The sequence below is a fragment of the Candidatus Accumulibacter contiguus genome, from assembly GCF_012940005.1.
GTDB classification, from domain to species: Bacteria; Pseudomonadota; Gammaproteobacteria; order Burkholderiales; family Rhodocyclaceae; genus Accumulibacter; species Accumulibacter contiguus.
In genome coordinates this window covers 1-13,156 of sequence record NZ_SPMX01000085.1, presented here as the reverse complement: position 1 = coordinate 13,156, position 13,156 = coordinate 1, and the positions used below count along the sequence as shown (strand labels likewise).

Below are 13,156 nucleotides of genomic sequence, written 5' to 3'. Positions count from 1 at the left end.
GTCACCGCCTCAGCAACCTGCTCGGCCCATCCCGTCAGAATCTCCTGGCCCGTCCCGCGGAGAATTTCTATCACGCGGCGCTCGGCTTCATCGGCCCGACGCAGATCCCCTTCGGCGTTCTCCACCAACTCCAGCATCTCTAGCACTTTCGCCAGTATCTTTGGATTAGCCTCCAAACGGGCCACCAAGTCTCTGGAATCGCAAGGTTCGATGTGGGAAATCTTAGGCATGGCTTCTCTCCGTGGATGGGTTCCCTACTCTATCGCAACTCTCCGCTAATTTCCTTACGTTTGCTCACGTCGCTGACAATTATCAGAGCGGGACTCGCCCAACACTTTCGTTCGCACCCGGGCATTCTGGGAGATCTCTTCGCTGCGGGATGCCTCGTCGTCGGTCTGTAATCCAAGCCCGCCAGCGATATCCTCGCCGGCAGCGTTCTTCTTGCGCGTACTGTGATAAGCCAGCCCCGTACCCGCCGGAATGAGCCGACCGACGATGACGTTCTCCTTGAGTCCGCGCAACTCGTCACGCTTGCCCATGATCGCCGCTTCGGTCAACACCCTTGTCGTTTCCTGGAACGACGCTGCCGAAATGAATGAATCGGTGGACAAGGAGGCCTTGGTGATGCCCAGCAACACATGCTCGTAGCTTGCGGGCAGCTTCCCCTCGGCGAGCATGCGATCATTCTCGTCAAGCAGGTGGGCGCGCTCGACCTGCTCACCCTTGATGAATTTGGTGTCGCCCGGATCCAGTACATTGACCCGGCGCAGCATCTGACGAACAATCACCTCGATGTGCTTGTCGTTGATCTTGACGCCCTGCAGGCGATAAACGTCCTGCACTTCATCGGTGATATAAATGGCCAAAGCTTCAACGCCCAACAAGCGCAGAATGTCGTGAGGATCCGGTGCCCCATCGACGATCGACTCCCCCTTGTTCACTACCTGCCCGTCATGCACCAGGACATGCTTGTCCTTGAGAATCAGGTACTCGTGAGTAAGCCCGTCAAGATCGGTAATCACCAGCCGCTGCTTGCCCTTGGTATCCTTGCCGAAGGACATGGTGCCGGTGTATTCTGCCAGCATACCTGCATCCTTGGGCGTACGCGCTTCGAAGAGTTCGGCCACGCGCGGCAGGCCGCCGGTGATGTCCCGCGTCTTGGCTGACTCCTGCTGCAGCCGCGCGAGCACGTCGCCAACCGAAATCTGTTGCCCATCAAGCACGTTGATGATCGCGCCCACCTGGAAAGTGATGGTCACCGGGTGATCGCTGCCATGCATCTTGACTTCCTGGCCGTCGGGCTCGAACAACCTGACCTGCGGACGCAAGCCCTTGCTGGGCGCCTTGCCACCGCGCTTTGGATCAATCACCACCAGCGTTGAAAGGCCTGTGACCTCATCGATCTGCTTGGCAACGGTCACGCCTTCCTCGACATTCTCGAACTTCACGAGACCCGAGTACTCGGCGATGATCGGTCGCGTGTGCGGATCCCAGCTGGCCAGCCTGGCACCGGCCTTGACGGCTTGACCGTCAGCGACCTGCAATGTCGCGCCATAGGGGACTTTGTGCTTCTCACGCTCGCGACCGTTGTCGTCGGTAATCAGGATCTCGCCGGAACGGGTGATGACAATCTTCTCTCCCTTGGCGCTGGTAACGTAGCGCATCGTCGAAGTGAAGCGCACCACACCGGCACTGTGCGTCTCGACGTGGCTCGCCACGGCGGCGCGTGACGCTGCACCACCGACGTGGAAGGTACGCATGGTCAACTGCGTTCCGGGCTCGCCAATCGATTGTGCAGCGATGACGCCGACCGCTTCGCCGACATTGACCGACGAACCACGACCGAGGTCGCGACCGTAACACTTGGCACACAAACCGTAACGGGTTTCGCAGGTCAACGGGGTACGCGCCTTGACTTCGTCGATACCCAACTGATCGATCAGATCACAATGATCCTCGCTGATCAGCGTTCCCTGCTCGATGACCGTCTCCTGCGTATCCGGATGCACTATGTCGGAAGCCGTGACGCGACCGAGGATACGCTCGCGCAAGGCTTCGATGACCTCACCGCCTTCGATCAGCGCCTTCATCGTGACCCCATTACTGGTTCCACAATCGTCCTCGATCACCACCAGGTCCTGCGTTACGTCAACCAGTCGCCGTGTCAGATAACCCGAGTTGGCGGTTTTCAATGCCGTGTCCGCGAGCCCCTTGCGTGCACCGTGGGTCGAGATGAAGTACTGCAGGACGTTCAGGCCCTCACGGAAATTGGTGGTGATCGGCGTTTCAATGATCGATCCGTCCGGTTTGGCCATCAGGCCGCGCATGCCCGCCAACTGGCGAATCTGCGCCGCTGAACCGCGCGCCCCGGAATCGGCCATCATGAAGATCGAGTTGAAGGACTCCTGCATCTCCTTCTCACCGTGGCGGTTGGTGACTTCCTCCTGGCCAAGCTGCTCCATCATCACCTTGGCAACCCTGTCGCCGGTGCGCCCCCAGATGTCGACCACCTTGTTGTAACGTTCACCGTTGGTGACCAGACCGTTGGTGTACTGGTTCTCGATTTCCTTGACCTCTTCGTCCGCCTCGGCAATGATCTCGCGCTTCTGTGCCGGCACCAGCATGTCGTCAGAACAAATCGAAATGCCGGCGCGGGTCGCCAGCCGATAGCCGTTCTGCATCAGCTTGTCGGCAAAGACAACGGTTTCCTTGAGTCCACAGCGGCGAAAAGCAGCGTTGATCAGCTTCGAGATTTCCTTCTTCTTGAGGCTCTTGTCGATCAGGCTGAATGGCAGACCTTTCGGTAAAATCTCGGAAAGCAGCGCACGCCCGGCGGTCGTGTGATAACGCGTGATCTTTTCCTGCCAGCCGTTCTCGCCGTCACTCTCGTATTCGGTAATACGAACCACAATGCGTGCATGGATATCGAGCTCACCGGCCTGCATGGCGCGCGTCACCTCTGCCAGGTCCGGGAACATCATCCCCTCGCCCCTGGCATTGATCCGCTCGCGAGTGGCGTAGTAGAGACCAAGAACGATATCCTGCGACGGAACGATGATCGGCTCGCCATTCGCTGGCGACAGGACATTGTTGGATGCCAGCATCAGGGTTCGGGCTTCCATCTGGGCTTCCAGCGACAAGGGCACGTGCACCGCCATCTGGTCACCGTCGAAGTCGGCGTTGAATGCCGCGCAAACCAGCGGATGCAACTGGATCGCCTTGCCTTCGATCAGCGTCGGTTCGAAGGCCTGGATGCCGAGACGGTGTAGCGTTGGCGCGCGGTTGAGCATGATCGGATGTTCGCGAATCACCTCTTCGAGGATATCCCAGACCACCGCCTCCTGCATCTCGACCATCTTTTTGGCCTGCTTGATGGTGGTCGCCAGACCCATCACTTCGAGACGGTTAAAAATGAAAGGCTTGAACAGTTCAAGTGCCATCAGCTTCGGCAGCCCGCACTGGTGCAGCTTGAGTTGTGGTCCGACGACGATCACCGAACGACCGGAGTAATCCACACGCTTGCCGAGCAGGTTCTGGCGGAAACGGCCGCCCTTGCCCTTGATCATGTCCGCCAGCGACTTCAGCGGACGCTTGTTGGCACCGGTCATCGCCTTGCCGCGACGCCCATTGTCGAGAAGCGAATCAACCGCTTCCTGGAGCATGCGCTTTTCGTTGCGCACGATGATTTCCGGCGCCTTCAACTCGAGCAGGCGCTTCAGGCGATTGTTGCGGTTGATGACGCGGCGGTAGAGATCGTTGAGATCCGAGGTCGCAAAACGCCCACCGTCAAGCGGCACCAAGGGACGGAGATCCGGCGGCAGCACCGGCAGCACTTCGAGCACCATCCACTCCGGCTTGATGCCCGATTTCTGAAAGCCCTCCAGGATCTTCAGACGCTTGGAGAACTTCTTGCTCTTGGTTTCCGAGGTGGTCGTCTCCAGCTCGCTGCGCAGCGTTTCGACTTCACGCGCCAGATCGATGGAACGTAACAACTCGCGAATGCCTTCAGCGCCCATTTTGGCTTCGAAGTCGTCGCCGTACTCCTCGACCTTGGAGGTGTAGTCATCCTCGGTCAGCAACTGGCCGCGAGCCAGGGGCGTCATGCCGGGTTCGAAGACCACGAAAGCCTCGAAGTAAAGTACACGTTCAATGTCGCGCAGGGTCATGTCGAGCACCATGCCCAGACGGCTCGGCAAACTCTTCAGGAACCAGATATGGGCGACCGGGCTGGCCAACTCGATGTGTGCCATGCGCTCACGACGCACCTTGGCCAGGGTGACTTCAACGCCACACTTCTCACAGATGACGCCCCGATGCTTGAGCCGCTTGTACTTGCCGCAAAGACACTCATAGTCCTTGATCGGGCCAAAAATCTTGGCGCAGAACAGCCCGTCACGCTCCGGCTTGAAGGTACGGTAGTTGATTGTTTCCGGCTTCTTGACTTCACCATAGGACCATGAGCGAATCTTTTCCGGCGAGGCAAGGCCGATGGTGATCGCATCGAACTGCTCTTCCTGCGTCACCTGCCTAAACAAATCCAGCAATGCTTTCATCTTTTGCTCCTGTGAGGAGTGCGCTGTCAGGGGAAAGGGTCATGCGGTGGAAGGATTTACATTCCTCACTCACCCCAAGCCATCAGAAACGTTCGAGATCGATATCGATCGCCAGCGAGCGGATTTCCTTGACCAGGACGTTGAACGATTCCGGCATGCCGGCGTCGATCTTGTGGTCACCCTTGACAATGTTCTCATATACCTTGGTCCGGCCATTGACGTCGTCGGACTTGACGGTGAGCATTTCCTGCAGCACGTAGGAAGCGCCGTAGGCTCAAGCGCCCAGACTTCCATCTCTCCGAAGCGCTGACCACCGAACTGCGCCTTGCCACCCAGCGGTTGCTGGGTTACCAGCGAGTACGGGCCGGTCGAGCGCGCATGCATCTTGTCATCGACCAGATGATGCAACTTCAGGACATGCATGTAACCGACGGTAACCTGACGCTCGAACTGCTCGCCGGTACGCCCATCGTACAGCGTCATCTGGGCCGATTGCGGCATGCCCGCCAGTGCCAGAACAGACTTGATTTCGGATTCCTTGGCGCCGTCGAAAACCGGCGTCGCAAAAGGCACTCCGGCCTCCAGGTTGCCCGCCATTTCAAGGATCTCGGCGTCAGTCAGCTGATCGAGTTCCTCCGGCTTGCCGGTGCTGTTGTAGATTTGGTCGAGGAAGCCGCGCACCTCCCTGGCGCTTGCCTGCCGGCGCAGCATGGCGCCGATCTTGAAGCCCAGACCCTTGGCCGCAAGCCCGAGGTGAACCTCGAGAATCTGGCCCACGTTCATCCGCGAAGGCACACCGAGCGGGTTGAGCACGATGTCGACGGGACGACCATCAGCCATGTAAGGCATGTCCTCAACCGGTACGATGCGCGAGACCACCCCCTTGTTGCCATGCCGTCCGGCCATCTTGTCGCCCGCCTGCAGGCGGCGCTTGACGGCGACGTATACCTTGACCATCTTCTGCACGCCCGGCGGCAATTCGTCACCCTGGGTGAGCTTCTTGCGCTTTTCTTCAAAGGCGATGTCGAAGCCCTTGCGGGTCTGTTCGAGGCCCTCGCGCAGCGACTCGAGTTGCTGCGCGACGTCCTCATCGGCCATCCTGATATCGAACCAGTGATGTGGGTCGATGCCGTCAAGGTATTCCTGGGCGATGAGGGTGCCCTTGGCCAGCCTTTTCGGCCCGCCATTCGCCGGCTTGCCGACGATCATTCGCGCGGCACGCGCGAAGGCATCGCGTTCGACGATACGCAGTTGATCAGCAAGATCGAGTTTGTAGCTGCGCAAGTGATCGTCGATGATCGACTGTGCTCGTTTGTCGCGCTCAATACCCTCGCGGGTAAACACCTGCACGTCGATGACCGTCCCGGAGATACCCGATTGAACGCGCAAGGAGGTGTCTTTCACGTCAGACGCCTTCTCACCAAAAATCGCGCGCAGCAGTTTCTCTTCCGGGGTCAGCTGCGTTTCGCCCTTCGGCGTCACCTTGCCAACCAGCACATCGCCCGCCTCGACCTCGGCACCAATGTAGACAATCCCCGATTCGTCCAGGCGTGAGAGTTGTGACTCGCCAAGGGAGGCAATGTCGCGAGTGATTTCCTCGGGGCCGAGTTTGGTATCCCGCGCGACGACGGTCAGTTCCTCGATGTGAATCGAGGTAAAGCGATCCTCTGCGACCACGCGCTCCGAGATCAGAATGGAGTCCTCGAAGTTGTAACCGTTCCACGGCATGAAGGCGACCAGCATATTCTGGCCAAGTGCCAGTTCACCCTTGTCGGTAGATGCACCGTCGGCCACCACGTCGCCCTTGGCAATGTAGTCACCAACGCGAACCAGCGGCCGCTGATTGATATTGGTATTCTGGTTGGAGCGTGTGTACTTCACCAGGTTGTAAATGTCGACACCGACTTCACCTGGCCCGGTTTCCGCATCATTGACCCGCACCACGACGCGCGAGGCATCGACATAATCGACCAGCCCGCCGCGCAGCGCCTGTACCGCAGTGCCCGAATCCACCGCCACGGTTCGCTCGATACCCGTTCCCACCAGTGGTTTTTCCGGACGCAGGCAAGGAACCGCCTGACGCTGCATGTTGGCCCCCATCAGCGCGCGGTTGGCATCATCGTGTTCGAGGAAGGGAATCAGCGATGCCGCTACCGACACGATCTGGCTCGGCGCCACGTCCATGTACTGAACGCGCGCCGGCTCGGCGAGAATGGTTTCACCCTTTTCACGACAAGTTACCAACTGATCGGTCAACACGCCTCCATCGCCAAGCTCGGAGTTGGCCTGGGCGATGATGTAGGCGCCCTCTTCGATGGCTGAAAGGTACTCGATCTGATCGGTGACCCGGCCATCGACCACCTTGCGGTAAGGGGTTTCCAGGAAGCCATACTCGTTGGTGCGGGCAAACAGCGCCAGCGAGTTGATCAGCCCGATATTCGGACCTTCCGGAGTTTCGATCGGGCAGACCCGGCCGTAGTGAGTCGGATGGACGTCCCGCACTTCAAAACCGGCTCGCTCGCGCGTCAAACCGCCCGGGCCTAGAGCCGAGACACGACGCTTGTGAGTGATCTCGGACAAGGGGTTGGTCTGGTCCATGAACTGCGACAACTGGCTGGAACCGAAGAACTCCCGGACTGCGGCGCTGATCGGCTTGGCGTTGATCAGATCGTGCGGCATCAAATTGTCCGACTCAGCCTGTGACAAGCGTTCCTTCACGGCACGCTCGACACGCACCAGCCCGGCGCGAAACTGATTCTCGGCGAGTTCGCCAACCGAACGGACGCGGCGATTACCCAGATGATCGATGTCATCGATCTCGCCGCGACCATTGCGCAGTTCGACAAGCAGTTTGATGACTTCAACGATGTCACGCGGTGACAGCGTCAGCTGTTCGCGCACCTCACCAGAAGCACCCAGCGCCTTCAACTGCTCAAACAAGGCCACTGCCGCCTCATGGGTCAGGTTTTCGGCCACTGCACGCGGGCCGTGGCTCAACTCGGCAAGCACCTGTTCGGCAGTAGCAACGGAATCACCCGCCAGGTCGTTGATCAGTTTGACGATGGCGTCACGCTTGGACGGCACATGCTTGATCATGACCTTGTATTCGATTACGGCTTTCCGAGCCACCCGGCGGTTGAACTTCATCCGGCCAACTCCGGATAGATCGTAGCGGTCATCGGAGTAGAACAAGCCGTTAAAGAGAATTTCCACCGCTTCTTCGGTTGGCGGTTCACCGGGACGCATCATCCGGTAAATGGCGATGCGGGCCGCCTGCCGCGAGACGGTTTCGTCGGCGCGCAAGGTCTGTGAAATGAAGCCGCCGCGATCGAGGTCGTTGATATACAGGGTATGTATCGACTCGATTCCGGACTCGGAGAGTTTCGCCAACAGGCTCTCGGTGATTTCGTCATTGGCGTTGGCCAGGATCTCGCCACTGCTCTGGTCAATGATGTCCTCGGCAATCACCCGGCCAATCAGAAAATCATCCGGAACAGCAACCTGCTTGATCCCGGCCTGATCGAGTTCACGGATGTGCTTGGCGGTAATCCGCTTGTCCTTGCCGATGATCAGCTTCCCGGACGAGTCGTTAAAGTCGAAACGCGCGACTTCCCCGCGCAAACGCTCTGGAACGAGCGCAAACTCGACTATCCGCTTGCCCAGATAGAAGGTGTCAAACTCGAAAAACTCACGCAGAATGCGCTGCGATGTCAGGCCGATCGCCTTCAACAACGTAGTGACCGGCATCTTGCGGCGACGGTCGACACGGAAAAACAGCAGATCCTTGGGATCGAACTCGAAATCCAGCCATGATCCACGATAGGGAATGACGCGTGCGGAAAAGAGCAACTTGCCGGAACTGTGCGTCTTGCCACGATCGTGTTCAAAGAACACTCCCGGCGAGCGGTGAAGCTGCGAGACAATGACCCGCTCGGTACCGTTGATGACAAAGGATCCGGTTGTCGTCATGAGCGGAATCTCGCCCATATAGACTTCCTGCTCCTTGACTTCCTTGATGGTGTCCGGCGCTTCGCGATCGAGAATGACCAGGCGCACCTTCGCTCGCAAAGCCGACGCGAAGGTCAGGCCACGCTGCTGGCATTCCGTGACGTCGAAAGCCGGGTCGGAAAGCGTGAAGCTGACAAACTCCAGCCGCGCATTGCCACTGTGACTGACGATCGGAAATATCGAGGAAAAGGCAGCCTGCAATCCCTGGTTCCTGCGCTGGGCCGGTGGCACTCCTGCCTGCAGGAAAGCAGAGAACGACTCCAACTGGGTGGCCAGCAAGAACGGCACGTCAAGCACGGTGCTGCGCTTGGCGAAGCTCTTGCGGATACGCTTTTTCTCGGTGTAGGAGTAGGTCATGGTCGCTCCGAACTCAGAAGGCAAATCCTCTAGCGTACCGGCGAGGGTCGCAACTCCCGCCGATCCGCAACGGACAAACGCAAAAGGACTAGATCGGCACAGAGAGGACGCGGACCCGCCCGACCTGTCTTCGCTACTCGCACTTGCGTTTGCGCGCTGCACAGCATTGCTTCGACCATCAGGGACATGCGCTACCTACCTATGGGGGCTACGCAAAGCTGTTTCCGGAAAAGCAGAAAAGGGCTGACAACCGCGAGGCTGCCAGCCCAGCTTGCTCTACCGATATTACTTGATCTCGACCTTTGCTCCGGCGTCCTCGAGAAGTTTCTTGAGGGCTTCGGCATCGGCTTTCGAAATGGATTCCTTGACGGCCTTCGGTGCACTGTCAACCAGATCCTTTGCCTCCTTCAGACCAAGGCCCGTAGCTGCGCGAACGACCTTGATCACTTCAACCTTCTTCTCACCGAAACTCGAAAGCATGACGGTGAACTCGGTCTGTTCTTCAACCACCGGCGCAGCCGCGCCAGGCGCGGCGACGGCCATCGACGCCGCAGAAACGCCAAATTTCTCTTCGAACGCCTTGACCAGGCTGTTCAGTTCCATGACAGTCATCGAGCCGACGGCTTCGAGGATGTCTTCGTGGGTAATAGACATAATTAACTCCTAAATCTGAATGGACAAAAAACGCTGCGATCAGGAAACCGCTTCTTCGCGCTGCTTGGCCAAGGCGGAAAGCGCACAGGCAAAACCGGTGACCGGTGCCTGCATGATGCCAAGCAACTGGGCAAGCAATTCATTGCGACTCGGAATCGATGCAAGTGCCTGCACGCCAGCCTTGTCCAGAAGCTCGCCAGCAAAGCTACCGCCTCGCACAATCAGCTTGTCATTGGTTTTTGCAAAGTCGTTGAGCACCTTCGCCGCGGCGACCGGATCTTCCGAAACGCTGTAAATCAGCGGCCCGGTCATCTGTTCGGCGAGACTGGCGAATACCGTGCCCTGCACCGCCCGCCGTACCAGCGTGTTTTTCAGCACCCGCAGATAGACACCCGAGGCGCGTGCCTGGGCACGCAGTCGCGTCAGGTGAGCCACCGGCAGTCCACTGTACTCGGCCAGCACGACCGTCTGGGCACTGGCCATCCTGGCCGAGACCTCGGCAACGACGACCTTCTTTTCATCAAGATTGAGACCCACAGGCCCTTCTCCTCCCATCAAGTCAACAAACGGCGCATTCCCTTGAATGCACCGCACCCACGGCGACCTTGATCAGGGGTTGCAGTGAAGGACACCAGGCCCATCGCTGCGCAGTCCTTTTCGGGGCACACCGTCTACGCAGGCCGCTTGCACACTTAAGCTTTCGGCAAATGCCTTCGGCACCTGCGGTCTTTGACGATCCATCGGCACTGCGATAACGCACTGCCGACAACCCAACAAAGCTCTTGAGCGGACCCGCACGCAACAGGCGATCCGCTGAATTCCTAAAGCGTGGACGCATCCACGCGTACACCCGGCCCCATCGTGCTCGACAGCGCGACCCTCCGGACATACTGACCTTTCGAGGTCGCCGGCTTAGCCTTGATCAGCGCGTCAAGCAGCGCCTTGAGGTTGATTGCCAGTTTATCGGCGTCAAAAGACGCGCGACCGATCGTGCTGTGAATGATGCCTCCCTTGTCGGTACGGTATTGAACCTGTCCGGCCTTGGCATTCTGCACGGCAGTCACCACATCCATGGTGACCGTACCGACCTTCGGATTCGGCATCAGGCCACGCGGCCCAAGGATCTGACCCAGTTGACCGACCACACGCATGGCATCCGGGGTGGCAATGACTCGATCGAAATTGATCACGCCGGCCTTGATCTCGGCGGCCAGGTCTTCGAAACCGACGATATCGGCGCCAGCCGCTTTGGCAGCGGCGGCCTTTTCGCCCTGGGCGAATACGGCAACGCGAATCGATTTGCCGGTTCCCGCCGGCAAGACGACCGAACCCCGTACGATCTGATCGGACTTGCGAGGATCAACACCGAGACAGACGGCGACATCGATCGATTCATCGAACTTGGCTGTCGCAAATTCCTTGCTCAGCTTCAGCGCGTCGCCGACGGGATAGGACTTGTTCGGGTCAATCTTGCCCTTGAGGGCTTTTTGACGCTTGCTCAATGTTGTCATTTCAGATGCCCTCCACGGTAACGCCCATCGTACGGGCACTGCCAGCAATCGTGCGCACCGCGGCATCCATGTCGGCAGCCGTCAGGTCGGGCATCTTCTGCGCCGCAATGGCTTCGCACTGGGCGCGCGTCAGCGTACCCACCTTGGCGGTATGAGGCTTGGCGCTACCCTTTTGAATACCAATCGCTTTCTTGATCAGAACCGTCGCCGGCGGGGTCTTCATGATGAAGGTAAAGCTCTTGTCCGCGAAAGCGGTGATTACCACAGGGATTGGCAAGCCTGGCTCCAGGCCCTGCGTCTGGGCGTTGAAGCTCTTGCAGAATTCCATGATGTTCAAACCGCGCTGACCCAGCGCCGGGCCGATCGGGGGAGACGGATTGGCCTTCCCCGCCGGCACCTGCAGCTTGATATAGCCGATGATTTTCTTTGCCACGGTGGGACTCCTTTATGCGGGTTCAAGCGCGCTAGTGACAGCGCTCCCCAAACGACAAACGCGGCCCGATAGCCGCACTACTGCGGCGCGTCAAATGAAGCGCACGCGCCGCCACTCACTTGCCGGGTCATGCCTTTTCGACCTGCCCAAACTCCAGCTCTACCGGCGTGGGACGACCAAAGATCGTCACCGAAACACGCAAACGGTTTTTCTCGTAATTCACCTGCTCAACGGCGCCGTGGAAATCGGTAAAGGGACCATCCTTGACGCGAACAATCTCTCCGGGCTCGAAGAGAACTTTCGGGCGCGGCTTGTCGACACCGTCCTGCATCTGCTGCATGATCTTTTCGACTTCCTTTTCGGAAATCGGTGTCGGCTTGTTGGCCGTTCCACCGACAAAACCGGTCACTTTTGGCGTGCTCTTTACCAAGTGCCAGGAGTCATCGTTCATTTCCATTTCCACCAGCACATAGCCGGGGAAGAACTTCCGTTCGGAAATGCTTTTCTGGCCCATCTTGAGTTCCACCACTTCTTCCACAGGCACGAGAATGCGGCCAAACGCATGCTGCATGGCCTGTCTCTGGATACGTTCGAGCAATGCGCGCTGCACGCTCTTCTCGAACCCGGAATAGGCGTGTACCACGTACCAGCGCATGCTCATACCTTCCTCCACCCAAGAACCACATCGTACAGAAGCCATTCCAGACTCTTGTCGGTCAGCCAGAGAAAGAGAGCCATCACCACCACGAACGCGAATACCAGACCTGTGGTCTGCATGGTTTCCTTGCGCGAAGGCCAGACGACCTTTTTTGCTTCGTTCGTCGCCTCTTTGGAAAAGTCGAAGAAACGACGACCTTGCTCAGTTTTCCAGGCGGCCGCGGCAGCAAGACCAGCCCCAGCCAAGACGGCGAGCACACGCAGGATCATGGCCTGGTCGGCGAGAAGGTAAAAGCCAGCGACGCCGGCCACAAGCAGCAATACCGCTAACGCAAACTTGAATTTATCGGCCATTTAGTCCGCTTCGGTTACATGGATGGCAGGGGCAGAGGGAATCGAACCCCCAACCTTCGGTTTTGGAGACCGACGCTCTGCCAGTTGAGCTATGCCCCTGCAGCAGAACTGCGGCAGTTCCAAAAGAGCCGCCGCTGCACCTTGACTGGACTTTATTCGATGATTTTCGCCACCACGCCGGCGCCGACGGTACGTCCTCCTTCGCGGATCGCAAAGCGCAGGCCTTCTTCCATGGCGATCGGGGCAATCAGCTTGACCGTCATCTGGACATTGTCCCCTGGCATGACCATTTCGACGCCTTCCGGCATGGCGATGGCGCCGGTCACGTCCGTCGTCCGGAAGTAGAATTGCGGACGATAGTTGTTGAAGAACGGCGTATGACGCCCCCCCTCTTCCTTCGACAGACAGTACACCTCTCCGGTGAAATGCGTGTGCGGCTTGATCGAACCCGGCTTCGCCAGCACCTGCCCGCGCTCGACGTCGTCACGCTTGGTGCCGCGCAGCAGCACGCCCACGTTGTCGCCGGCCTGACCCTGGTCGAGCAGTTTGCGGAACATCTCCACACCCGTGCAGATCGTCTTCACCGTCGGCTTGATGCCGACAATCTCGACTTCTTCACCCACCTTGAC

Annotated in this window: 8 protein-coding genes, 1 tRNA gene and 2 pseudogenes; all 11 read right to left on the bottom strand. The window is 58.7% G+C overall.

Going from position 1 to position 13,156, the window contains the following annotated elements:
• Positions 1 to 230 (bottom strand): annotated as a pseudogene (locus E4Q08_RS21570) (hypothetical protein); the annotation flags it as partial.
• Between the two features lie 54 nt (positions 231 to 284).
• Positions 285 to 4,553 carry a DNA-directed RNA polymerase subunit beta' gene (gene rpoC / locus E4Q08_RS21565; protein ID WP_169071885.1) on the bottom strand — a complete coding sequence of 1,423 codons (4,269 nt, stop codon included), beginning with the start codon at positions 4,551 to 4,553 and terminating at the stop codon, positions 285 to 287.
• An 82-nt stretch (positions 4,554 to 4,635) separates the two neighbouring features.
• Positions 4,636 to 8,918, bottom strand: a pseudogene (rpoB, locus tag E4Q08_RS21560) (DNA-directed RNA polymerase subunit beta).
• Positions 8,919 to 9,203: 285 nt separating this feature from the next.
• On the bottom strand, positions 9,204 to 9,572 hold the full coding sequence (rplL, locus tag E4Q08_RS21555) for a 50S ribosomal protein L7/L12 (RefSeq protein ID WP_034915455.1): 369 nt from the start codon (positions 9,570 to 9,572) through the stop codon (positions 9,204 to 9,206).
• A gap of 39 nt (positions 9,573 to 9,611) precedes the next feature.
• Positions 9,612 to 10,109: a 50S ribosomal protein L10 gene (rplJ, locus tag E4Q08_RS21550; RefSeq protein WP_034915452.1), complete on the bottom strand. Its 498-nt coding sequence runs from the start codon at positions 10,107 to 10,109 to the stop codon at positions 9,612 to 9,614.
• Positions 10,110 to 10,393: 284 nt separating this feature from the next.
• A complete protein-coding gene (rplA, locus tag E4Q08_RS21545; RefSeq protein WP_169071884.1) occupies positions 10,394 to 11,083 on the bottom strand; it encodes a 50S ribosomal protein L1 in 690 nt (229 codons plus the stop codon).
• 1 nt (position 11,084) lies between these two features.
• Positions 11,085 to 11,516: a 50S ribosomal protein L11 gene (gene rplK / locus E4Q08_RS21540; protein WP_034915447.1), complete on the bottom strand. Its 432-nt coding sequence runs from the start codon at positions 11,514 to 11,516 to the stop codon at positions 11,085 to 11,087.
• Between the two features lie 127 nt (positions 11,517 to 11,643).
• Entirely contained in the window at positions 11,644 to 12,177 is a 534-nt protein-coding gene (nusG, locus tag E4Q08_RS21535) for a transcription termination/antitermination protein NusG (protein WP_034915444.1), read from the bottom strand.
• Positions 12,174 to 12,527 carry a preprotein translocase subunit SecE gene (gene secE, locus E4Q08_RS21530; protein ID WP_034915442.1) on the bottom strand — a complete coding sequence of 118 codons (354 nt, stop codon included), beginning with the start codon at positions 12,525 to 12,527 and terminating at the stop codon, positions 12,174 to 12,176. Before secE ends, nusG begins: the two co-directional genes overlap by 4 nt.
• Before the next feature lie 23 nt (positions 12,528 to 12,550).
• Positions 12,551 to 12,626 (bottom strand) — tRNA-Trp (locus E4Q08_RS21525).
• Between the two features lie 53 nt (positions 12,627 to 12,679).
• On the bottom strand, positions 12,680 to 13,156 hold a 477-nt coding region (locus E4Q08_RS21520; RefSeq protein ID WP_248595068.1), incomplete at its 5' end, for an EF-Tu C-terminal domain-related protein.